The following is a 22980-nucleotide window of genomic DNA, read 5'->3' as shown; positions in this document are numbered from 1 at the left end:
TCATCGAAGGGTTTGGCTCGTACTGCTACGTTGAGGAGGAAGACCGTTGGTAGGTTGGATTGGGCAGGCAGCGCTCCGCGTGCTGTTTGTTTTTATAGCAGCGTCAATTGTCATTTATCTCGTTAACTTTCGCCGCAAGTCGGCCGACACGTTGAAATGGAGCCGTATTCTAATGTTAATACAGTTCTGTTTGGCTTTTGTTGCGGCGACTTCGTTGCTGTCACTGCTGTTGTCAGAAAACTTTCATTATGTCTACGTGGCTGAGTACACGAGCCGCAGTTTGCCATTGGTGTATAAAATCGCCGCATTTTGGGGAGGAAACCAAGGCTCCCTCTTGTTCTGGGCACTTATTCTCACGTTGTACGGAACAATTGTTACTTTTAGTAAACATCAAGACAGCCGCCGAATGCTGCCTATTGTGTCGTTCATCATGACGCTGATTTCTGGGTTTTATGTCACTGTCTTGAATTTCGCTGCGAATCCATTTGTTCATACCGCAGCTTTGCAACCCGCCAGCGGGCTCAATCCATTGCTTCAAAATCCAGGCATGACGGTGCACCCGGTCAATGTGTATTTGGGTTACATCGGTTTTGCAGTCCCGTTTGCATATGCGATGGCGGGCCTTGTGTTGAAAAAGACAGATGCGACGTGGCTTCGTGTAACTCGTCGTTGGACTCTGATTTCATGGCTTTTTCTGAGTATCGGAATTATCTATGGAGCCCACTGGTCCTACGAGGAACTGGGCTGGGGAGGCTACTGGGCTTGGGATCCCGTTGAAAACGCGTCGCTCCTGCCCTGGTTGACGGCTACAGCTTTTTTGCATTCCGGTATTGTGCAGGAAAAGAAGGGAATGCTAAAAGGTTGGAATATTATTCTTGTGTCCCTTACATTTCTTTTGACGATTCTTGGAACGTTCCTTACGAGAAGCGGCGTTCTGTGGAGTATCCATGCCTTTGCCAATGGTCCCATGGGAAGCTACTTTGGCGTATATTTGACAGTCTTCACAATCGGTACGTTGGTCCTAATTGTGTTAAGATGGCCCGTTCTTAAGGCCGATCGTAAATTTGAAGCAGTAGTGTCAAAGGAATCTGGGTTTATGCTGAACAATCTCTTGTTTCTCGGCATTACTTTTGCAGTGTTCTGGGGGACTCTGTTCCCGGTCCTGTCAGAGGCATTGACAGGAAACAAGTTAATGGTTTCAGCTCCGTTCTACAACGAGGTGGCTCTGCCCCTTGGTATTGTTATCTTAATCCTGATGGGAATTGGTCCTGTTGTTGCGTGGCGACGGGGGACCATGAAGAGCATTGTGCGCTCCGTCATTTATCCATTGCTGGTGTCCATCATTCTCGGTGCAAGTGCGTCGGCAGCGTTGAATGCGTTCTATCACAGACAATCTTGGCTCGGTACGCTGTCAATTGTTGGGGCCGTATTTGTTGCTTTGACAGTGTTTATAGAATTTTATAAATCTGTCAGGGCTCGTGTTCGCTTGACAGGCGAGTCATGGGGACTCTCGTTATGGCGTCTTCTCGGTAAGAACCGCCGCCGTTACGGCGGCTACATTGTCCATTTTGGGATTGCTTTGATGGCTGTCGGCATAGCGGGATCGGGGGCTTATCACATCAATGTTCAGCAACAACTCTCGCGCGGACAGAGTGCCACAATTGGAAACTATCGTTTGACATTTGAAGGAATGGGTGTGACGAAACTCAACCAGAACAGCAGAATGTATGCGAACTTGGTTGTTCACAGCGGCCATAGAACCCTCGGTGTCCTGCAGCCCGCAGCAACGTTTTATGCAAATGGACAGGAGCCCAGTACAAATATCGCCCTATTCAGCAGACCTTTGCAGGACCTGTATGTTGTGATGTTAGGCACGGCCCCGAACTCACAAGCGGTTTTTGATATTCATGTAAATCCGCTGGTTGAGTTTATCTGGTACGGGGGCTATTTGTTTGTCATTGGTACCTTGGTCAGCTTGTGGCCAGAGGCATTTCGCAAACAAGGACGAGACTTGGCAGACGGTCCCGTACAGAACGAGACCGAGAGGCTGTATCAGGAATTGGCCGATTTAGAGTACGACTACAGGATGAATAAAATCGATTCTGGCACGTACGAAATCAACCGGCAGCAGGTATCGGAAACTCTGCGGGCGCTGGAGGAGCACCGGCAGGACCTGCGTAACCGTATCCTTGATGAACTTGGTTTGGAGGCCAAGTTGCAATCGGGCGCTCATCGGTCAGGGCGCGAGGACGGGAGGGAACGTAAATGATAAGATTTCATGGCAACCGCGCCCGTACCGTGTTGGGTCTCGTCGTCAGTGCTGTTTTGACAATGTCGCCGATGTCGCTGGTGGTACAGGCTGCAACGACCGGGACTGCCGTTACACAGGAAGATGTTTTCGTAGTACCGGATTCAAGTCATAAAACAATCAACATCGTCAACAAGTTACAGATTAAAGCGCCGTCGTCTCTGACAGGACCCGTTGTCCTGAAGCTTCCAAAGACAGCACAAAATGTTCACGTCACGGCTGCGAGCAAACCTGTTTCGATTGCGAGTGGTGCGCATACGGTCAAGCTTCCGCATGTGTCTCCAGGCGGCTCGACAAACGTAGTGGAGTCATACAGCATTCCGCTGACTTCCCAGGGCGATGTGCAATTTACCTTGCAGACCAGCTATCCTGTGTATACTGCCCATGTCTACCTCCCTCTGGGCCAACATGCTTCTCTCTCAGCCCAGGGACTCATGACGCACACACAGACAATGACAGTAAAAGGCGTGGAATTCCGGGTCTTTACGCGGCCCAGCATTCCTGCTGGCGACAGTTGGACGCTGAGCGTACAGATGCTTCCCTCCGCCGCCGTCAATTCTACCGTGCAGAATCTGCCGGTCATTGGGACAAGGCCGGATAACTTTCTTAACACGCTGCAAGCGGTAGGAAATTTGCTTGTCGCTGCCCTCGTTCTGGTTGTTGGACTCATCAGTATTCGGGCCACACAGTGGGGAAGGGCTGCACGCGTTCCGGTTACCAAGGAGGAAGCACTCCTTCGTTCGTGGGAGAACCTTGAACTGCAACACGAGAATGGAACCCTGGGGGAAGCAGAATATCGAACGCGGCGTGAGTATTTGAAACAGAGGATTCTTGCATTAAAGTCAGGAGCCCCGTCGTAAATGTTAATGCTAGAGAATGTCGGAAAAGTCTTTGATTATCGCCCGATTTTGGAAGAGGTCTCACTGTCCTTGGAACCTGGGGTACATTATGCTTTGACAGCGCCAAACGGAAGCGGAAAGACGACGCTGCTTGAAATAATGGCAGGAATCTCCCGCCCGACAAAGGGCATGGTCATGTGGGAGAATCATCGCCTTAGTGTGCGAGACAGGCGGCATATTGGGGCAGTGTTTCAGCAGCCAATGGTGTATGCAGACCTGACCGCTGTGGAAAACCTGGAATTGTTCGCTCGTTTGTACCGTTGCCGGAATCCGAAAACACTCGCATCTGAGTGGCTGGAGAGAGTCAATTTGCATCATGCTGCAGAAGAACGAGTCAGACATTTTTCCAAGGGAATGAGACAACGAGTCGCATTGGCCAGGGCAATGCTCCACCAACCGAGACTGCTGCTGCTGGATGAGCCGTTCGATGGATTGGACACGGACTCTGTTTTACTGTTCGGAAAGTTGCTGAAAGAATTGAAGGATAAGGGTACCACGCTCTTTCATGTAACACACAGTACCTCGGAAGCAAGTGAAACGGATATTCGGCTCACGCTGCGTTACGGAAGGCTGGTGCAGACATGAGTGTATTTCAGAGTTACTTAGGCAGCTATGTAAGTCTAGTGCGAAAAGACATTGTTCTTGAGATTCGCGGAAAGCAGTTTATCGTCAGCAGCGCTGCTTTTGGTGTATTAATGGTATTCATTATGGGAATCGCATTGAACGCTGCCAGCCGCATTCCTGTGTTTTGGAGTTCAGGGTTACTTTGGATGGCAATCTTTTTTACGGTTTCTCTGGGCTTGAACAGACGAGATGACAGAGACAACGAATTCGATGCGTGGAGAGGGTTATGGATGGCTCCACTGGACCGCAGCCTCATTTATTATGCCAAGTGGACCAGTTCAAGTGCGCTTGTGTTCATCACGGAGTCGGCCTTAACTGTCGCGTATTTCATCATTTTGAATCAACCGTTTCCACCACACTTTGTCTATTTCGTGCTGGTTCTAATAGGCGGTGCAATTGGTCTTACAGGAATCGCCACCTTTGTAGCGACGCTGGCGACAGCCAGCTCAATGCGTGACTTAATTGTACCCTTGCTGCTGTTTCCGTTAACCATACCATTGTTTTTGGCACTTATTCATCTTACCGTTATGACACTTTCTGCTCATCAGACCATGTCGCTTGTGTGGATGGATATTCTAATCGCCTATATTGTAGTTTTTGCGGTATTACCGTGGCTTTTGTATGAACTGTTGTTGGAGGTGTAGGGAATGACAGGGAAGAAAATGTGGTGGCTCATTGGTCTTACCGCCGTCATGGGATGGGTTAATCTGTACCTGGCGTTAATCTGGTCGCCGCCAGAAGCTCAAATGGGGAATTTGGTTCGAATTATGTATTTTCACGTATCCAGTGCTTGGATTGCCTTTTTGGCATTCTTTGTAACGCTGGTCTTCTCGATTGCGTATCTCGTATCACGAAAGTTGCGTTACGACAGAATCTCAGTCTCGTCTGCTGAAATCGGGGTCGTGTTTACGACGATAACATTGATTACGGGATCGCTCTGGGCAAAACCGATTTGGAATACGTGGTGGACATGGGATCCGCGGTTGACCACAACGCTTATCTTGTGGTTCCTGTACATTGCTTACTTGTTATTGCGCGGAACCATCACGGGCGCCGTCAGACGGGCACGTATCAGCGCAGTCTTTGGAATCATTGCATTTGCAGATGTTCCCATCATTCATCTGTCAGTAACTTTGTGGCGCTCTATCCATCCTCAGGTCATCACAGCTCAGGGATTTAACATGCCCCCTTCGATGGTGTTGACGTTACTGTTTGGTTTTATAACATTTTTGCTGATTTATATCGTTCTTCTAATGCTGCGTGTTCGGCTTGAAACATCAAGAACCAGGCTAGTGCAGTTGCAAATCAAAATGCAATCACTTCGTGCAAGACGAAGTCAGGGGGTTGTGAAATGACAGGTCAACTTGGGTTCCTGTGGGCTGTAGCTGCTGTTGTCTGGTTTGGTATTCTCTTTTATGTCGTATCACTGATTAGACGGCAAAATCGCATGACAAAGGAACTGCTGTCAGTGGAACGTTCTCTAAAAGACATCACGGAGGCACAAGAAGACGGACAAAGCTAAGGCTCGTGTCTGTCCGCCGCTGTTTTCGTGACTACTGTTCTGTTTCGTTTATTCTCAGGACAGGGACTGTCGTAATGAGTCCATCACGTTTTGCCATGTTTTTGTCGATGACAGGTTTAGAGACCACGCAGCAATCCCTGCGAGCCCGTCGTGGTTTACTAGGGACAACTTTTCGCTTAGGGTTTTGCCGGTTTCATACCACGCTTCTTCGTACCCGTCAGGTTGACTGTACCGTGCGTAAGCCACGCCGAGGTTGCTCTTCCAGGACGTGGCTGCCTTATGCTGCGCCAATACGTTCCCGATATTGGCGTCGGCAACGGCTTCACTGCTCACCTGGCCGTTGTTGTGTACATACCAAAATCTGGCGTACAGCGGGATGCCAAGAATCAGTTTGTTCGCCGGAACTCCTGTATCGAGGAGATCGTTGACTCCGCTTGTCACCCAGGGAACATCTGCCACGGGTCCTGGGTTGGGGTCACCAGCCCAGTGTTCATCGTAAGCCATTAAAATGACGTAATCCGAATTGGCAGCCAGCCCAGCATGAAAGAATGCTGCGTTGTCCTGCAGAAACACGATGTCTTTGGTAACGTCCACGGACAATGTAATATGAAGCGGTTTCAGTTTCTGATGGAGCTCTGCAACAAACTGCGTGAAGTATTTCTCATCTTTGCTGTGAATGTTCTCAAAATCTATATTTAGACCGTCCAATTTGTCTGCTTTTGCCGTGGATACGAGCTTGTTCACGAGATTCTCCCTGCTTTTTTGATTGCTCAGGGTCTGGTGAGTCAGATTGGCTCGAAATTGGTTGTCGACTAAAGCCCACACCTTGATGCCGTGTTGGTGAGCGTAGCTTACCACCTGCGGCTGAACTCTTGAGGTAATGCTTCCGTCACTGGACTTAATGCTGAGCCACTTAGGACTGATGACGGTAATGCCTGGACTCTGTTTTATCATTTGTTCTGTATTCGACACGGTATTATACGGAATCCAGCCGAGAGTAATTTTCTTCGCGTGAGTTTCCCAGTTGGACAGCGTCTTGAATAAACTGTTTTGACCATTGCTTTGCAGAGCGGTCGTAACCTTGGTGTTTGGAAGTTGACTCTGGAGCATCTGCAGCGGTCTTACAAAGGGTAAGTGCAGCACGGTGCCGATAGAGGCGAGGACCGTATGTTTGCTGGGTTGCGCGGACTTCTGATAGCGTGAAGCGCCAACAAGCTCGTTCATTTCGATGGTAGACAACCTCGATGCCTCCAACCGTGCGGTGCTTTGCCACGAGCCTCCTCCATAAAGAAGCAAGAGAGCGGATATTGCACCAACAGCAAGCAGAAGTATGCCTGACACAGCCAGGATCCACTGACGGATGTGGGCCATTTTATCGCGATCCATAAATACGATTCTCCTTTTGGCGTGCCTAAATTTGAAGCTGATAAGATAGTCTATGAGAGAGTTTCCTAGATTAGAAGAATTGCTATCGACCGACTGGTCGGTTATGATAAGTGGAATTAGTCTCGACATCGGAAATGAGGGAGGATGATGGAACCGTGCGTGAGTGTCAACAATTGAGCAAGGTCACTGTCCATCGGATTGAACAACCTACTCCGTTTCCAGTGGGAACGGTGAATAGTTATATTTTGCGGGATGAAAGTGAAGTCGTAGTTTTTGATTGCGGTCCGCGGACAAATGAGGCCAAGCAGACTTTATTGGACGGACTCGCCAAGGAAGGTGTAGCAGTGGAAGACGTGACGGCTCTTGTTCTAAGCCACGGACACGTCGATCACGTCGGTCTCACAAGTATGTTTCAATCTAAGGGAGTGCCCGTGTTTTCACATCCTGAAGTCGACTCGTGGCTCCACCCTAAAGGAGACTGGGATGCTTTCAGGGAGAGGTTCTTTCAGCAGTTGTACCGACGTATGGGAATGCCGGATTCCCAGATAACGTATGCAGCGTCAGAGTTTGCTTTGTTTGCAAAGTGGAACGATGAGGCCGTGATTAATCAAACACTGCGTCACGGAGACCTATTCACTCCACTGCCGAATTTCCGGGTTGTAGAAGTTCCTGGACATGCGCAGGCAGCCATCGCCTTGTATGATGAATCGACCGGTGAGATGTTTGCGGGAGACCAAGTACTCCCGCTCATTTCCTCCAATGCCCTGATTGAACCACGTACTGATGAATTCGGGTATGAGCACGGACTGTGGACAAAGAGCCTGCTCGATTATCGAGCCAACCTGCAGCAACTACTGCAAATGCCGATTTCAAAAATCTATCCGGGACACGGACCGGTATTTGAGGATGTTCAAGACCTGATAAAGTTGAGGCTCGTGCAACAGGAACGAAGACGGACCAAAATGTTACAACTCCTGAAGGAACACCAACCTTGCTCTGCTTACGAATTGGCGGCACACTACTTCGCCCATCGGCACGACCAGCCCAGTTTGATTTTGTCAGAAACGCTTGGTTACCTCGACTGGCTAGAAGCATTAGGAGAGGTTTTTCACTATGACGATGCAAATGGGACGATTCTCTGGGAGGCGAAGTGACCTGGCGAAGCGGACAGAGCGGACAGAGCGGACAGAGCGGAGTAGCAAGGTCGGCGGAGCGGAGTAGCAAGACCGGCGGAGCGGCCAGGGCAGGGGAGCGGAGTAGCAAGGTCGGCGGAGCGGCCAGGGTAGGGGATGGTGAGAGCTGAACATTGTGATAGAAGAGGGTGCAGGCCCCTAAGGCTCCAGACCCCTAGGGGGACTGCAACCGGATACCTGGGCCGCTGATAAGCTCTTCTGGGATCGCTATCCTGGCATTTGGGGCGGAAACTGCCGAAATAAGCTCGTGAGAAGTGCTTAAGTGGCCGACTAACTCGTTCCGGAACAGGCTGGGCCGCTGATAAGCTCTTGTCGGATCGCTATTCTGGCATTTGGGGCGGAAACTGCCGAAATAAGCTCGTCGGAAGTGCTTAAGTGGCCGACCACCCCGCTCGGGAGCAGGCTGGGCTGCTGATAAGCTCTTGTCGGATCGCTATTCTGGCATTTGGGGCGGAAACTGCCGAAATAAGCTCGTGAGAAGTGCTTAAGTGGCCGACCACCCCGCTCGGGAGCAGGCTGGGCACTTGATAAGCTCTTGTCGGATCGCTATTCTAGCCTTTGCGGCGGAATGATGGTTGCGACAGAGTACTGGGCACAGGTTAAAGCAAGGTACTGGTGGGCTTACACAGGATCTGCAGGTTCATTAGGCTGCCAAGTGGCATCTCCGTCTGCGTAAAACTCTTTTTTCCAAATAGGCACTTCCTTTTTCAGCCGCTCAATTAAGATACGGGCTGCGGCGAAACTGTCGTCCCGGTGCGGCGAGGCAGCTGCACAGATGACTGCAATTTCGCTCGGTGCAAGGGTTCCAACTCGATGCCATTGCAGCAGGCTCGTCCGAGGGTACTCCGCCTTGATTTCGTCCTCAATCCGGCGCATTTGCTGTAAGGCCATATCAGTGTACGCTTCGTAGGTGAGTTTCAGGGTTTGTCGCTGCTTCGTGAATTCTCTTACCGTACCGCAGAAAACGACGGTGCCTCCATGGTACACACTCTCCAATTGCTGCATGGCCGCGTCCACAGACAACGCTGCATCTGATATCATGCAAGTAGGCAGTGAATCGCCGCCGCCGACTGGGGGAATCAGAGCGACTTCGTCCTGAATGTCAATTTGTGTTTCATCAGGTACGTAGGTCTGGTTAACGGCAATTAAGGCACTCGTGAGCGCCGCTTTTTGTGCTGGGTACTCATCTATCAAAAGCTTTCGCAATTCCTGTACGGTCATTGGCAGGTCTTTTGGCAAGCTAAGTTTCGATTGTTGAAACGCTTCCGCTAAACCTGCGAATATACGAACGTGGATTGTCACGGCCATCACCTCTAACGACAAGATAGCATAAATCTGGCTGGACGTGGAGGATGTTTCAGAGCGGTTTGTGTGTTTTAGAGTGCGGTTGGATGTTCAGGACAGTGTTTTAGAGTATCGTTGATGTTCAAGACGTAGAAGGCTGTCAAGCCGTTGCTGCAAGACTGGCGACAATAAGTAGTGTCTATCATACCGAACTGGAAGGAAAGGTGTATCGAACATGGATCCACATATCAATGATGCAGATTTCACGCACTTCGATGAGAAGGGCAGAGTACAGATGGTTGATGTTACAGAGAAGGCGGTCACCTCAAGAAAAGCTGTGGCCGTATCACGTGTCGTAATGAAAGAGACAACACGGGAGAAAATTGAGCAGCGCCAAGTCAAGAAAGGAGACGTCTTGTCCGTTGCAGAGTTGGCCGGCGTGATGGCCTCGAAGCGCACATCCGATTTAGTTCCGCTGTGTCATCCAATTCCTCTGACAAAGGTTAATGTAGAGACTGCATGGCTGGACGATTGGAACGGAAGTGACGACCAAGCATGCCTCGAGATTCAAGCTACGGTCACAGCAGATTATAAGACGGGGGTCGAAATGGAAGCCTTGACAGCCAGCACAGTGGCAGCGCTGACTGTGTATGATATGTGTAAGGCTTTGGACAGGGGAATGGCGATTGCAGATACCAGACTGCTCTTCAAAACTGGGGGAAAGAGTGGTACATACAGACATTCTGGGGCCTGATGCTGTCTGATGCTGCCACAGGGGACTGCGGCAAACACACTTGTGCAGAAGTCCCGCTGTGCTGATAATTCTATTCGTTATGCCTCGTCTGGCGGATCTAGCGGCTGCGTTTTACAGGCCGACCCCGCCATCCTTCGCGCTGGATTTTGTTGCGTTTCTTGTCACGATAGTAAATGAATCCGCCAAGCCAAGCTGTGGCGACAAAGCCCAGAATCAGACCGAATACGGTCCAGACCACGTCTTGCCAGTGTCCATAGGCAAGCCATAGTTCTATGTGTATGCGAAACAAGTTGAAGCCTTCACCGGCCAACAAAAAGACGAACGCAAGAATGGTCCACGCCGTGAAATTACGCATGTTAAGTGCCTCTTTTCACTAGATTTACCGAAGATGAGTAGACCTGTATTTCTGTCAAGTCCCTATTCACATCATATCCCATACAATTTAACCTGAACAGCCGGTAATCGTTGCGAAAAGATGACAAGTGCGTGGTAGAATAGATGCGGAAGGTGAATGCATTCGTGTACCAAGTGATGATAGTAGGTGCTGGAGAGGGCGGTTCAAAGTTAATTGAAGCGTTACAAAACCAGTCTGAGGTAAAAGTGAGCTGTATTGTGGATAAAAACCCGCAGGCGCCGGGTTTTATTTGTGCAGAAACGCGAGGAATACCGAGATACACTTCTTACGAGGATGCACTGTCCGAGCAAGGTCCCCCAGACGCTGTTTTAGAGGTAACTGGAGATGACGAGGTGTACAGGCACTTGGTTAAATTGACGAATGGTGCGACAACCATTATCTCTGGAAGAGTCGCACATATTTTCATTCTTCTGCTTGAGGACAAGCTTCAATTGATTGGCCAGTTGGAAGAGAGAAAGAATGAACTTCAGTCTGTGCTCGATGCAACACAGGAAGGTATGGTCAGTATTACAGCAGACGGCCGTATCAGCTTGTTTAACAAAGCGGCCTCGCAGATGACCGGAATACCTGTGGAAACAGCAAATGGACGTCCGGTCACAGAAGTTTTCCCGGATTCCAAGCTGGCTGAAAGCCTCCGTACAGGACGGGAGTGGCGAAATCGGAAGTCAGTGATTAACGACATGGAAGTAATCAGCCACACAGTCCCTATTTTTGGTCACGGCAACGCTATTGTGGGAGCCTTGGAGGTTTTTCGCAATGTGACGCAACTTCGTGATATGGCAGCCAAAATCACCAATTTGAGTGAAGTGCAGATTCTTTTAGAATCTATTATTCAGAGTACGCAGGACGCGATTTCCGTTGTGGATAAAAATGGTATGGGGCTGTTAATCAATCCCGCCTACACGAAGCTGACTGGCTTCAGACCACAGGATGTCATTGGTAAACCGGCCGATGTGGATATCGCAGAAGGTGACAGTATGCATATGCGTGTGCTGCAAACTGGACGCCCAGTGAAAAATGTACCGCTGAAAGTTGGGCCAGCTCATCGTGAGGTCATAGTGAATGTTGCGCCATTGTATGTAAATGAAGAGTTGCGCGGCAGTGTGGGTGTGATTCACGACGTATCGGAGATCAAGCATCTCACTGATGAGTTGGATAAGGCACATACCTTGCTCAGGTCTGTACAGGCAAAGTATACATTTACTGATATAGTTGCTGAGAGTTCGGCTATGGTATTAGCAGTGGAGCAGGCACGCAAGGCTGCCGAGACTCCTGCTACAGTTCTGTTGCGCGGCGAGTCTGGGACGGGAAAAGAGCTGTTTGCTCATGCTATTCACAACGAGAGCCCGAGAACACGGCATTCCTTTGTCAGAGTGAACTGCGCTTCGCTCTCAGAAGGATTGCTGGAAAGCGAACTGTTCGGCTATGAAGAAGGAGCCTTCACAGGCGCTAAACGAGGCGGGAAGAAGGGCCTGTTTGACGAGGCGTCGGGAGGTACGCTCTTTCTCGACGAGGTTGGAGAAATGTCGTTGTCTACTCAAGCCCGCCTGCTGAGGGCGCTGCAGGAACAAGAAATTGTGCGGGTTGGCGGTACCAAACCCATTCGTGTGGATGTTCGCGTCATTGCTGCTACGCATGTAAACCTGGAACAAGCTGTTGCCTCCGGGAAGTTCAGAGAAGATTTATATTATCGGCTTAACGTTGTCCCGATTACAATTCCCCCCCTGCGTTACCGCAAAGGAGATTTGGAGTCTATCGCAATGCATCTGATTCAGCAACAAAACTTGCTGTACGGGCGCAATGTAGAGCGCTTAAGCGCCAGCGCTCTTGAGTCTCTCAGAGCCTATGACTGGCCCGGTAACGTGCGTGAGCTCGAGAACACGTTGGGACGTGCCATGATTCATATGAATTCTTATGACCGGGTTTTAGACGTGTCTCAGCTTCCTGTGTTGCAGCCGGGGAACACAGCTGAGAGCCCAGGTGACAGCAAGGACGGTTTGTGGACCATCCCAAAAGGTGCGACACTGCACGAAGTAGTCCGGTTGGCTGAAGCCGCGGCCATTCGACAAGCGCTGCAAGAGACACGCGGCAATAAAACAGAAGCGGCCCGTCGACTGGGAATTTCGTTGCGCAGTTTGTACTACAAACTGGAACAGTTGGAGACTGAAGGTGAACTAGACTTGGACTAGTAGCTTTGAAATGATGTATGTCTAAAGTGTATAACAAGGACCAGCTCACAATTTCTAGGCGGTATAGTGAACTGTGATGAAAGCGGTTGCTTGCAAAATACTGCACACCATGCAGAAATCTGCACGCAAAATGTCCCTATTCTCATTAAAAATGCACAAATAGGGCCTTGTTATTCTGGCATGATTTTTGCTTGGATAATACAGTGAACGGGTAGCAGAACCTCTATCTGAGTGGAGCTCCGAGAAAATGTGGTATGCTCTTCTCTGGACGGGCGGTGCCCTCCCCCAGTTCAGTCGAACGCACAGATACCCCGAAGGAGGAAGGAATATGGAATTGTTTTCTTATCTAGAAAAATACGACTATGAGCAAGTGGTTTTCTGCCAAGATGAAGAATCTGGTTTAAAGGCTATCATTGCTATTCACGACACGACACTTGGCCCAGCACTTGGCGGCTGCCGCATGTGGACCTATGCGTCTGAAGAAGACGCAGTATTAGATGCCTTGCGGCTGGCAAGGGGTATGACCTATAAGGCTGCAGCGTCGGGGCTGAACCTGGGGGGCGGAAAAACCGTAGTTATAGGAGATCCTAAGACGCACAAGAGTGAGAGTCTGTTTCGGGCACTCGGTCGTTACATTCAGAGTCTGAACGGCCGCTACATTACGGCGGAGGACGTCGGGACAAATGTGCATGATATGGATACGATTCATATGGAGACCAATTATGTTACAGGGATTTCAAAAGCTTACGGTTCCAGTGGTAATCCAAGCCCAATGACTGCACTCGGTGTGTTCAGGGGCATGCAAGCGACAGCAAAAACAATTTTTGGTACGGATGATCTAGCCGGCAAAACCGTCGCCATCCAAGGACTTGGAAGTGTTGGTTATGGGTTGGCGGAGCATCTGAAGAATGCAGGAGCCACTTTAGTTGTCACTGACATTAATGAAGAGGCGTTGAAACGGGCCCAAACGCAACTGAATGCCAAAGTCGTTGGCCCCACCGAAATTTTTGATGAGGAATGCGATGTTTTCGCACCCTGCGCCCTTGGTGCAGTCATTAACGACGATACGATTGAGCGCTTGACCTGTCAGATGATTGCGGGTTCCGCGAATAACCAGCTTGCGGAAAGCCGGCACGGTGACATCCTTCACGAGAAGGGCATCCTGTATGCTCCTGATTATGTTATCAATGCTGGAGGCCTGATGAACGTGGCTGACGAATTGGAAGGTTACAATCCGGAACGGGCCCAGAAAAAGGTCGACAGTATTTATCAGATTATGCAAGAAGTATATCGGGTATCGTCGGAACAAAAGATTCCTAGTTATCAGGCGGCTGACCACATGGCTGAGGCCCGGATTGAGAGCTTGCGTAAGGTGCGCAGCACATACATTAAGCACGCTAAGTAAAGAGCAACGCCGTATGCGCTGATGTGACTGATGTGACTGATGTGACTGATGTGAAAGAGTAGAGGGCAGCACTGCCTGCCCCCTTCTTTCTGTGGTTTACGGTATCCTCAGCAAACGCATCGGCAGGTAATCGACAGGTATGGTTGAGAAGGTTTCAGGATGACAACATATTTAGAGAGGAAGTTAGACGTGCCAGAAGAGAATCTTGATGTAGTTGTCCTCGGCGGAGGCACCGGCGGTTACGTTGCCGCAATCCGGGCTGCTCAACTCGGTCTGCAAGTAGCTGTCGTGGAACAGGGGAAAATCGGGGGCACTTGCCTTCACAAGGGCTGCATACCGAGCAAGGCCTTGCTTCGGTCCGCTGAAGTGTACTCCACGGCGAAGCGTGCGGCTGAATTTGGAGTGGAGCACAGTGCACCAGGTTTCAATCTTGGGAAAGCTATGGAACGAAAGCAGAAAGTCGTGTCACAGCTTCATAAGGGTGTCCAATTCCTGATGAAAAAACACAATATTCAAGTCTACGAAGGAATCGGACGTTTAATGGGACCCTCCATCTTTTCGCCGCAGGCGGGAGCCGTATCCGTGGAGTTCGCAAATGGCGAATCGCAGATACTGAGCGGAAGATATACTTTGGTGGCAACGGGATCGCGGGCGAAGACACTGCCTGGTCTGGACATCGACGGCCATCGGGTCATTACCAGTGACCACGCCTTGGAAGCAGAATCTCTTCCGCAGTCCATCTTGATTGTCGGCGCGGGTGCGATTGGAGTCGAGTGGGCCTCTCTATACAGTGATCTCGGTGTACAGGTTACGCTTGTAGAGTTTCTGCCGCATATCCTTCCTTTGGAGGACGAAGAGATTGCAGCTGAGGCGGCCAGGGCGCTTAAGAAAAGAGGCGTGAAGATTCTCACGAACGCGAAAGTGTTGCCTGATACACTTATAAAGAACGCGGCAGAAGTGACCATCTCTGTGGATACGGGCGGGACACAAAAGCAGTTGTCTGCCGAGAAATTGTTTGTCGCAGTGGGGAGAGAACCGGTGACAGACAACATCGGGTTGGAGGCCACAGAAATTGAATTGAACCGAGGCATCATCCAAGTCGATAAGGATTACCGAACAAAAGAGGGGAACATTTTTGCCATTGGAGACGTCATTGGCGGTCTGCAACTCGCGCACGTGGCGGCGCATGAGGGAATTCACGCCGTTGAAGTCATGGCAAATTTACATCCCGAAGCCATTGATTATTCGATGATATCCAAGTGTACGTACAGCCGCCCGGAGGTTGCAAGCGTCGGCTTGACGGAACAGCAGGCAGCGGAACAAGGGCATGAAGTGAAAACGGGTAAGTTCCAATTCCGTGCCAACGGAAAGGCCCTGGTCTTCGGTGAAGCTGACGGCTTTGTCAAGATTGTTGCTGACAAGGTGACAGACGACATTCTTGGCGTTCACATGGTTGGTCCTCATGTAACAGACATGATAACGGAAGCAGGACTTGCGCGGGTGTTGAATGCAACACCGTGGGAGGTTGCGGGAACCGTGCATCCGCACCCCACGCTATCTGAGGCGATGGGGGAAGCCGCTCTTGCTGTCGATGGCATGGCGATTCACGGCTAGGCGCGGTGCAACAAGTGGAGTTGTCATCCAGAAGAGCTGCGGGTTCGTGAATTAGCGAAACAGGCAATGCAAACAGGTAATGCAAACAGACAGTACAAACAGGCAGTAGGGCAAGGTCGGCTGTTCGCTTATAAAGAGAGAAAGCTGAAGACAATGAAGGAGGCGTCGATATGACCGCAGAACCGAAACATATCGAGGCGGGCTTAACCGACCAGCAAGTGATGGACATGTATCGCTACATGGTTTTGGCTCGCTTTGTAGATGACAGAATGTGGCTCTTGAACAGGTCAGGCAAAATTCCGTTTGTTGTTTCCTGTCAAGGTCAGGAAGGAGCACAAGCTGGTGCAGGATTTGCACTCAACCGGGGTGTAGACTACATCGCACCCTATTATCGGGATTTGTGTCTTGTGCTGATTTACGGTCATACAGCAAAAACGGAGCTGTTGTCCGCATTTGGAAAACCGGAAGACCCGAACAGCGGTGGTCGGCAGATGCCGGGACATTTTGGTGATAAATCGTTGCATATGCTGAGCGGATCGAGTCCCGTGGGAACACAAATTCCGCATGCGGTGGGCACTGCTCTGGCGAGTAAAATGCGGGGCGAAGATACGGTGTCATTGGTCACCTTTGGTGAGGGGACGAGCAATCAGGGAGAGTTTCACGAGGCTGCAAACTTTGCCGGCGTCAATAAGCTCCCTGTTATCTTTTTGGTGGAGAACAACCAGTATGCTATTTCCATACCTGCTGACAAGCAGTTAGCTTGTGAGAACGTGGCAGATAGAGCAATCGGCTATGGCTTTGAAGGCGTCATTGTGGACGGAAACGATGCAATTGCGACCTATATTGCTGTGAAAGCTGCAGTAGATAAGGCAAGACAGGGCGGTGGACCTACCCTGATTGAGGCGAAAACTTATCGGTTGGCGCCTCACTCCAGTGACGACGATGACCGTTCGTATCGGACTCGGGAAGAAGTTGAAGAGTGGAAGCAAAAGGATCCTATTTTGCACATGAAGCAGTACATGATGGACAACGGCTTGTTGACGGAAGAGCAAGACAGTGAACTGCGCAAGGAACTGACAAACGAAGTCAACGAGGCGACCCGTTATGCAGAAGAGGCACCGCACGCGGATCCATCCACACTGATGCTTCACGTCTACGCGGAGGAGGCTCGTCATAATGCCGATTAAACAATACATTCAGGCCGTTACTGAAGGCTTGCGAAGTGAAATGGCACGGGATGAACGTGTGTTTATTTTGGGTGAAGATGTGGGTGTCAGAGGGGGCGTGTTTCGGGTTACTGCCGGACTCATTGAAGAATTTGGCGCAAGCCGAGTGCTCGATACGCCCTTGGCTGAAGGTGCAATTGGGGGTGTGGCTGTAGGCGCGGCCAATGCCGGCATGCTCCCTGTTGCAGAGATACAGTTTGCGGACTTTATTTTGCCTGCCGTAAATCAGATTATTTCCGAGGCAGCGAAAATGCGCTATCGGACAAATGGAGACTGGTCGTGCCCTCTCGTTATCCGTGCTCCATACGGAGGCGGTGTCCACGGTGCTTTGTATCACTCTCAGAGCATGGAAGCCTTGTTCACGCATGTTCCGGGGTTGAAGGTGGTCACACCGACCACGCCGTATGATGCCAAGGGGCTGCTGATTTCCGCCATACGCGATCCCGATCCCGTTTTATTCTTTGAACACAAACGTCTCTATCGACTGGCAAAAGGCGAAGTGCCGGATGAGTCCTACACGGTGCCTATCGGACAGGCTAAGGTAGCCCGAGAAGGCGATGATATTACCGTTATTTCCTATGGACTCGCACTTCACTACGCCATGGAGGCTGCCGAAACACTGGCGACAGAAGGCGTATCTGTCCATGTGATTGATTTGCGAACGCTGCGTCCGCTGGACGAAGAGGCGATTCTCGAAGGCGCAAAAAAGACGGGAAAAGTGCTCATCGTCCATGAAGACAACAAGGCCGGCGGCGTAGGGGCTGAGGTGTCTGCTATCATTGCAGAGCACGCACTGTTTGACTTAGACGCACCCATTGCGAGGTTAGCCGGTCCCGAGGTGCCTGCCATGCCGTTCAGTCCTACGCTGGAGAAGGCATACATGCTAAATCCGGAAAAAATCGCCGCCGCAATGCGCGAACTGGCAGAATTTTAACGGCAGTTCATGGTCCCAGCCGTTGACGGTCAAATCGCACTGGAAGAGAGGGTGTTAACAATATGGCGGACATTACGTTGCCGCAGCTTGGTGAGAGTGTAACGGAAGGAACACTGGGTAAGTGGCTCAAACAAGTAGGCGATCCCGTTGCAAAATACGAACCCTTAGTGGAGGTCGTGACAGATAAGGTTACTGCCGAGGTGCCGTCAGACTATGACGGAGTGTTGACAGACATTGTCGTACAAGAAGGCGAAACGGTGAGTGTTGGTACAGTCATCTGTACGGTTGCGGCAGAAGGCGGTGCGTCAAGCACCCCTGTTCCACAGTCATCCGCCGCAAATGCTCCTGCTGATGCAGTGACCGACAAAGTAACAGAGACGCCGCAGAAACCCGAGGGCAACCGCTATTCACCGGCAGTTCTTCGTTTAGCACAGGACAACAACATTGACCTCGCACAGCTGCACGGTACCGGACTAGGCGGTCGCATTACGCGCAAGGACGTGCGTCAGTACCTGGAGGAAACGAAAGGCGCGCAGAGACCGTCTCAACCCAGTCAAGAGGCAGCGCCCGTCCAATCTGCCGGCATGGGAGGCAGCGTGGAGCCAGTCAAGGGTAAGCAGGTTGATGGGGCGGCGACCCCCCCGGCGGCTGTGGCCCGCACAACGGAATTTGACAGCCTTAGCGACGAAATTGTGGAACCCAGTACAGTCCGAAAAATGATTGCAAAGAAAATGGTGGAGAGTAAACAGACAGCGCCGCATGCATGGACGGTAGTGGAAGCCGATGTAACGAATCTTGCTGGCCTTCGACAAAAGGTCAAATCAGATTTCAAGAAAAAAGAAGGCATTGACCTCACATACCTTCCTTTCTTTATTAAAGCAGTGGCTGAAGCGCTGAAACAGTATCCAATGCTGAATGCAGCATGGGTGGACGATAAAATCCACATGAGAAGTCGAGTCAACATTTCGATTGCAGTTGCGACTGACGACGCACTGGTTGTCCCCGTCATCCATGATGCGGATCGGCAAAGTATTGCTGGTCTAGCGCATTCCGTGAATCAGTTAGCTGCAAAGGCACGGTCTGGTCGTCTGTCAATTGACGACGTACAGGGGGGTACATTTACCGTTAATAATACAGGAGCATTCGGTTCCGTGTTGTCCCAGCCCATCATCAATATGCCGCAGTCTGGAATACTGTCCGTGGAATCGATTGTGAAAAGACCTGTTGTTGTCAACGACGCGATTGCAATCCGCAGTATGGTCAATCTTTGTTTCTCTTTGGACCACCGGCTGCTTGACGGTTGGATTAGCGGTCAGTTCCTGAAAGCCGTCAAAGACCGACTACAAAAATACGATGAGAATACGCTGATTTATTAAGAAGCGACGTTGGTGCGCAATTCATAAAGGATGGCGAGTAGGACGCCATCCTTTGATTTGTCTCGGGAATCGTCTACACTAGTTAAGTAAGTCTGCTGATTTAGACAAAGGAGGGGTCAGTCGTGTCGAATTCCAAATTGGAAGAAAAACAGGCGGAGAAACAGCGAATTATGCGTGAACAAGCGTTCTCTCGTCCAGACTGGTTGAAAATCCAAATGAAGACAGGCCCGAACTATCAAGAGTTAAAAGATATTATGCGAACAAAGTCGTTACATACGGTGTGTGAAGAAGCGCGCTGTCCCAATATCTATGAATGCTGGGAAAATCGAACTGCCACGTTTATGATCCTCGGAGATGTGTGTACACGTGCGTGCCGCTTTTGCGCTGTCAACAGCGGACGCCCGACAGAATTTGATGCTGCGGAACCTCAGCGCGTTGCAGATGCTGCAGTCAACATGGATTTACAACATGCTGTTATTACCAGCGTAGCTCGAGATGATTTGAATGACGGCGGAGCAGGTATCTTTGCAGCCACAATCCGGGCTATCCGCTCGAGGATTCCAAAGTGCGGTGTGGAAGTTCTAATTCCTGACTTTATGGGAGACTGGGAAGCGCTCAAGGTCGTGATGGACGCCTCCCCTGACATTTTGAATCACAATGTTGAAACGGTGAGTCGGTTGTCTGACAGAGTCAGGTCCAGGGCCAAGTACGACCGAACACTGGAGCTCTTGCGCCGGGCCAAAGAAATGCGTCCAGATATTAAGACCAAATCCTCAATTATGGTCGGGCTTGGAGAGACCTTCGAGGAACTCCTTCAAACTATGGATGACCTGCGCGAGGTTGGATGCGATATTCTGACAGTTGGGCAGTATCTGCAGCCAACCAAGAAACACTTGCTTGTTCAAAAGTTTTATACGCCGACGGAGTTTTTACGACTAAAAGGAGAGGGTCTGCGCAGAGGATTTTCGCACGTTGAGGCGGGTCCACTTGTACGCAGCTCGTACCATGCTCATGAACAAGTACAGCGAGCAAACGGCTTGCCGTTACAGTCTCTTCAGAATCAAACTGGGACCCAGGCGTAGAGCTGTTCTATGGATACACCGTGGTCAGGAGATCCGATCTCTTTGGTTCTGAAAGCCGACCACAAAGCCAATGAATCGCAGGTGGTTACAATGACGAATGAGGTGGGAAAGCAACCAACAACTTCAGGGCACTGGGCATCCCTCGGCAGACTTGCTTATGACAAGGCTCTGGACATTCAGATGGCACAGCGCCACCGGTTGCTCAATGGAGAAGATGACCGGCAGACGATTTTCGCAGTGGAACATCCCCCGACTATCACCATTGGTAAAAACGGAGGGGCCCACAATATTGTTGCAACAAAAGAGTGGCTCGAGCAGTCAGGATTTGAAGTACGAACGGTAGACAGAGGCGGGGATGTAACCTATCACGGTCCGGGACAGTGGGTTGTTTACCCTGTCCTGCACTTACACCCGTGGAATAACGATGTCAGCAAGTACATCCGACTGCTGGAAGAATCCATTATCACGGCGTTAGCGGAAGTTGGTATTTCTGGGGAGCGTAGCGAAGGGTACCCTGGTGTGTGGGTGGAGGATAGAAAGATTTGCGCTGTAGGTGCCAGCGTCCGTCGAAATCAGCATGGAGAGTTTGTTACTGCTCATGGTCTGGCTCTGAATGTGACGACAGATCTCAGTGACTTTCAGACAATTGTGCCTTGTGGAATTGCGGACAGAGGTGTGACGTCAGTAGAAGCCGAAATTAATGGAAATGTCACATTTTCTGAATGGGAAGGGCGCTTAAAGCGTTCATTTACAAATGTTTTTCAACTATCATTTGAGTAGCCTGAGAATCCTTATAATGCAGTGGATTTGACAGGTATTGAGCCGCCGTCTTTCTGGCGGTGAGTCGAGCATAGGGGAGGTTGTAAACATGACTGTAGCAGGCGGCGTTATGGCTGGTATTGCTGTAGTTGCGATGGGACTTGTGTGGATTGCTGGCGGAGTCGTCGGTCGCAACCGCCACTGAGGCGGGTTTGGTCGCCGCTGGCATCAGCCAATCGGCGTTGGCACTCATTTTATTGTCAGGTGTTATAAGATAGTTGGGAGGGAACCCGATGGGGTTTGATGAGGCGATGAACAGTTGGAGCGAAAGGACCGACGAGAGGGTCCGAAAGCGGCCTGAACGGAAGAACGAGTTCTACACTCATTCTGGCATCCCGATTCGCCGCGTCTATACTCCTCAGGACGGCATCAAGTCGCAGGAGGAGTACTTGGAGAAACTAGGGTTCCCCGGTGACTATCCCTATACCCGGGGAGGACAACCCACGATGTATCGGGGGCGGCTGTGGACGATGCGTCAATATGCCGGATTTGGTTCGGCAAAGGAGACGAACAAGCGCTTTCGGTACCTGTTGGAGCAAGGACAGACTGGACTTAGCACGGCCTTTGACTTACCAACTCAAATTGGATACGATGCCAGTCACGATTTCGCGAAAGGGGAAGTCGGCAAGGTCGGCGTTTCTATATCATCACTTCTGGACATGGAGACACTGCTGCATGAGATTCCACTGGATAAGGTAAGCACCTCAATGACAATTAACGCACCTGCGGCAGTTCTGCTGGCCATGTACCTCGTTGTAGCAGAGCGCCAGGGTGTCTCCTGGGATGAAGTCTCAGGCACAATTCAGAACGACATTTTAAAGGAATACGTCGCACGAGGAACCTACATATTTCCACCCAAGCCGTCCATGAGACTCATTACAGACATTTTCCAATTCTGTGCTGAAAATGTTCCGAAGTGGAACACGATTTCCATTAGCGGCTATCATATACGCGAAGCGGGATCAACGGCAGTTCAGGAATTGGCATTTACACTCTCCAACGCCATTGCCTACGTTGAGGCTGCTATCGATGCCGGGCTGCCAGTAGACTCCTTTGCTCCGAGGCTCTCATTTTTCTTTAATGCTCACAATAATTTTTTTGAAGAAATCGCAAAATTCCGCGCAGCGCGGCGCATGTGGGCCAAAATCATGAAAGAGAGATTTGGTGCAGTCCATCCGAAATCCATGCAACTTCGATTTCATACCCAGACTGCGGGCAGCACTTTGACGGCCCAGCAGCCGGATAACAACATTGTTCGTGTAGCGGTTCAGGCCCTGTCCGCAGTGTTGGGTGGAACTCAAAGTCTCCACACAAACTCGCGAGACGAAGCTTTGGCTCTGCCGACAGAACAATCCGCACGTATCGCGCTGAGAACCCAGCAGATTCTCGCATATGAAAACGGTATCTCTGAAACGGTCGATCCCATGGCGGGAAGCTATTATGTTGAGTCTCTCACAGATGAACTGGAACGCCGTGCTGCATCGTATATCGATTATATTGATGAACTCGGCGGAGCTGTTTCAGCCATTGAACAAGGGTACATGCAAAAGGAAATTCATCGTGCAGCCTATGAAACACAGCGGAGTATTGAAAACCGCGATGAGATTGTGGTGGGCGTAAACGATTTTCGAATACAGGACGAAGTACAGCCGGACTTGCTAAAGGTAGACCCGCGCTTGAGTGAAGAGCAAAAAGCCCAGTTGAACGAACTGCGGGCGACGCGGTCACAGGACCAGTGGCAGCGCAGCCTGGATGAACTGCGAGAGGCGGCCAAAGGAACAAAAAACGTGATGCCTTACATCTTGAACGCTGTTCGCGCTTATGCAACAACCGGCGAAATTTGCGATGTGCTAAGGGATGTCTTCGGCGAGTACACGCCGCCATTGTACTAGGCGTTATACAAAGCGACGCACTCAGTCGCTGTTGAGCCGCTTGATTGATAGGAGGATG

At 50.6% G+C, this 22980-nt stretch carries 20 protein-coding genes; 17 read left to right on the top strand and 3 right to left on the bottom strand.

Annotated features, from left to right (window positions below):
• Positions 1-46 precede the first annotated feature (46 nt).
• The 6 genes from GI364_RS13015 to GI364_RS12990 are packed head-to-tail and all read left to right on the top strand — an operon-like array spanning position 47 to position 5353.
• Positions 47-2269 carry a cytochrome c biogenesis protein CcsA gene (locus tag GI364_RS13015; protein WP_198849717.1) on the top strand — a complete coding sequence of 741 codons (2223 nt, stop codon included), beginning with the start codon at positions 47-49 and terminating at the stop codon, positions 2267-2269.
• Positions 2266-3168, top strand: a complete 903-nt coding sequence (locus GI364_RS13010) for a hypothetical protein (RefSeq protein WP_198849716.1) — start codon at positions 2266-2268, stop codon at positions 3166-3168. Before GI364_RS13015 ends, GI364_RS13010 begins: the two co-directional genes overlap by 4 nt.
• Positions 3169-3792, top strand: a complete 624-nt coding sequence (locus GI364_RS13005) for an ABC transporter ATP-binding protein (protein WP_198849715.1) — start codon at positions 3169-3171, stop codon at positions 3790-3792.
• The gene (locus tag GI364_RS13000; RefSeq protein ID WP_198849714.1) at positions 3789-4475 is read left to right on the top strand and encodes a heme exporter protein CcmB; all 687 of its coding nucleotides are present in this window, start codon (positions 3789-3791) and stop codon (positions 4473-4475) included. Before GI364_RS13005 ends, GI364_RS13000 begins: the two co-directional genes overlap by 4 nt.
• Positions 4476-4478: 3 nt before the next feature.
• Positions 4479-5186, top strand: coding sequence for a cytochrome c biogenesis protein CcsA (gene ccsA, locus GI364_RS12995; protein ID WP_233095780.1), 708 nt, complete (start codon positions 4479-4481; stop codon positions 5184-5186).
• Complete coding sequence (locus tag GI364_RS12990; protein ID WP_198849713.1) at positions 5183-5353, top strand: CcmD family protein; 171 nt, start codon at positions 5183-5185, stop codon at positions 5351-5353. The genes ccsA and GI364_RS12990 overlap by 4 nt, the downstream gene beginning before the upstream one ends.
• Before the next feature lie 54 nt (positions 5354-5407).
• Here the strand turns inward: GI364_RS12990 and GI364_RS12985 are convergent, their stop codons facing one another.
• Positions 5408-6739: a glycosyl hydrolase family 18 protein gene (locus tag GI364_RS12985; protein WP_198849712.1), complete on the bottom strand. Its 1332-nt coding sequence runs from the start codon at positions 6737-6739 to the stop codon at positions 5408-5410.
• 155 nt (positions 6740-6894) lie between these two features.
• Between GI364_RS12985 and GI364_RS12980 the strand changes: the two genes are divergently transcribed.
• Positions 6895-7893 (top strand): MBL fold metallo-hydrolase, encoded by a 999-nt coding sequence (locus GI364_RS12980; protein WP_198849711.1) that lies wholly within the window; start codon positions 6895-6897, stop codon positions 7891-7893.
• Between the two features lie 660 nt (positions 7894-8553).
• On the opposite strand, the gene GI364_RS12975 is transcribed toward GI364_RS12980, so the two are convergent.
• A complete protein-coding gene (locus tag GI364_RS12975) occupies positions 8554-9234 on the bottom strand; it encodes a molybdenum cofactor biosynthesis protein (protein WP_198849710.1) in 681 nt (226 codons plus the stop codon).
• Positions 9235-9451: 217 nt separating this feature from the next.
• Here GI364_RS12975 and moaC point away from each other — a divergent pair, with 217 nt between their 5' ends.
• The gene (moaC, locus tag GI364_RS12970; RefSeq protein ID WP_198849709.1) at positions 9452-9970 is read left to right on the top strand and encodes a cyclic pyranopterin monophosphate synthase MoaC; all 519 of its coding nucleotides are present in this window, start codon (positions 9452-9454) and stop codon (positions 9968-9970) included.
• A gap of 97 nt (positions 9971-10067) precedes the next feature.
• On the opposite strand, the gene GI364_RS12965 is transcribed toward moaC, so the two are convergent.
• Positions 10068-10325 carry a DUF2627 family protein gene (locus tag GI364_RS12965; RefSeq protein ID WP_198849708.1) on the bottom strand — a complete coding sequence of 86 codons (258 nt, stop codon included), beginning with the start codon at positions 10323-10325 and terminating at the stop codon, positions 10068-10070.
• A 164-nt stretch (positions 10326-10489) separates the two neighbouring features.
• Between GI364_RS12965 and GI364_RS12960 the strand changes: the two genes are divergently transcribed.
• The 9 genes from GI364_RS12960 to GI364_RS12920 all read left to right on the top strand — a co-directional run bounded on the left by GI364_RS12960 (position 10490) and on the right by GI364_RS12920 (position 22922).
• Positions 10490-12574 carry a sigma 54-interacting transcriptional regulator gene (locus GI364_RS12960; protein WP_198849707.1) on the top strand — a complete coding sequence of 695 codons (2085 nt, stop codon included), beginning with the start codon at positions 10490-10492 and terminating at the stop codon, positions 12572-12574.
• Between the two features lie 328 nt (positions 12575-12902).
• Positions 12903-13979: a Leu/Phe/Val dehydrogenase gene (locus tag GI364_RS12955; protein WP_198849706.1), complete on the top strand. Its 1077-nt coding sequence runs from the start codon at positions 12903-12905 to the stop codon at positions 13977-13979.
• 159 nt (positions 13980-14138) lie between these two features.
• Positions 14139-15593 carry a dihydrolipoyl dehydrogenase gene (lpdA, locus tag GI364_RS12950; RefSeq protein ID WP_198849705.1) on the top strand — a complete coding sequence of 485 codons (1455 nt, stop codon included), beginning with the start codon at positions 14139-14141 and terminating at the stop codon, positions 15591-15593.
• A gap of 170 nt (positions 15594-15763) precedes the next feature.
• On the top strand, positions 15764-16780 hold the full coding sequence (locus GI364_RS12945; RefSeq protein WP_198849704.1) for a thiamine pyrophosphate-dependent dehydrogenase E1 component subunit alpha: 1017 nt from the start codon (positions 15764-15766) through the stop codon (positions 16778-16780).
• The gene (locus GI364_RS12940; protein WP_198849703.1) at positions 16770-17753 is read left to right on the top strand and encodes an alpha-ketoacid dehydrogenase subunit beta; all 984 of its coding nucleotides are present in this window, start codon (positions 16770-16772) and stop codon (positions 17751-17753) included. The genes GI364_RS12945 and GI364_RS12940 overlap by 11 nt, the downstream gene beginning before the upstream one ends.
• A 62-nt stretch (positions 17754-17815) precedes the next feature.
• Positions 17816-19129, top strand: coding sequence for a dihydrolipoamide acetyltransferase family protein (locus GI364_RS12935; RefSeq protein ID WP_198849702.1), 1314 nt, complete (start codon positions 17816-17818; stop codon positions 19127-19129).
• Between the two features lie 137 nt (positions 19130-19266).
• A complete protein-coding gene (lipA, locus tag GI364_RS12930) occupies positions 19267-20211 on the top strand; it encodes a lipoyl synthase (protein WP_255524683.1) in 945 nt (314 codons plus the stop codon).
• Between the two features lie 42 nt (positions 20212-20253).
• Positions 20254-20991, top strand: a complete 738-nt coding sequence (gene lipB / locus GI364_RS12925) for a lipoyl(octanoyl) transferase LipB (protein WP_233095779.1) — start codon at positions 20254-20256, stop codon at positions 20989-20991.
• Between the two features lie 272 nt (positions 20992-21263).
• Positions 21264-22922, top strand: a complete 1659-nt coding sequence (locus tag GI364_RS12920; protein WP_198849701.1) for an acyl-CoA mutase large subunit family protein — start codon at positions 21264-21266, stop codon at positions 22920-22922.
• Positions 22923-22980 lie beyond the last annotated feature (58 nt).

This window comes from Alicyclobacillus sp. SO9, from assembly GCF_016406125.1.
Taxonomy (GTDB): domain Bacteria; phylum Bacillota; class Bacilli; order Alicyclobacillales; family Alicyclobacillaceae; genus SO9.
Note: the sequence above shows the minus strand (reverse complement) of the source record. Positions and strands in the feature narration are given on the sequence as shown.

Coding starts and splice junctions, on each gene's coding strand:
- GI364_RS13005 (WP_198849715.1), top strand. CDS start 3,169: ATGTTAATGCTAGAGAATGTCGGAAAAGTCTTTGATTATCGCCCGATT.
- GI364_RS12990 (WP_198849713.1), top strand. CDS start 5,183: ATGACAGGTCAACTTGGGTTCCTGTGGGCTGTAGCTGCTGTTGTCTGG.
- GI364_RS12985 (WP_198849712.1), bottom strand. CDS start 6,739: ATGGATCGCGATAAAATGGCCCACATCCGTCAGTGGATCCTGGCTGTG.
- ccsA (WP_233095780.1), top strand. CDS start 4,479: ATGACAGGGAAGAAAATGTGGTGGCTCATTGGTCTTACCGCCGTCATG.
- GI364_RS12955 (WP_198849706.1), top strand. CDS start 12,903: ATGGAATTGTTTTCTTATCTAGAAAAATACGACTATGAGCAAGTGGTT.
- GI364_RS12940 (WP_198849703.1), top strand. CDS start 16,770: ATGCCGATTAAACAATACATTCAGGCCGTTACTGAAGGCTTGCGAAGT.
- GI364_RS12935 (WP_198849702.1), top strand. CDS start 17,816: ATGGCGGACATTACGTTGCCGCAGCTTGGTGAGAGTGTAACGGAAGGA.
- GI364_RS12920 (WP_198849701.1), top strand. CDS start 21,264: ATGGGGTTTGATGAGGCGATGAACAGTTGGAGCGAAAGGACCGACGAG.
- GI364_RS12965 (WP_198849708.1), bottom strand. CDS start 10,325: ATGCGTAATTTCACGGCGTGGACCATTCTTGCGTTCGTCTTTTTGTTG.
- GI364_RS13000 (WP_198849714.1), top strand. CDS start 3,789: ATGAGTGTATTTCAGAGTTACTTAGGCAGCTATGTAAGTCTAGTGCGA.
- GI364_RS13010 (WP_198849716.1), top strand. CDS start 2,266: ATGATAAGATTTCATGGCAACCGCGCCCGTACCGTGTTGGGTCTCGTC.
- GI364_RS12945 (WP_198849704.1), top strand. CDS start 15,764: ATGACCGCAGAACCGAAACATATCGAGGCGGGCTTAACCGACCAGCAA.
- lpdA (WP_198849705.1), top strand. CDS start 14,139: ATGACAACATATTTAGAGAGGAAGTTAGACGTGCCAGAAGAGAATCTT.
- moaC (WP_198849709.1), top strand. CDS start 9,452: ATGGATCCACATATCAATGATGCAGATTTCACGCACTTCGATGAGAAG.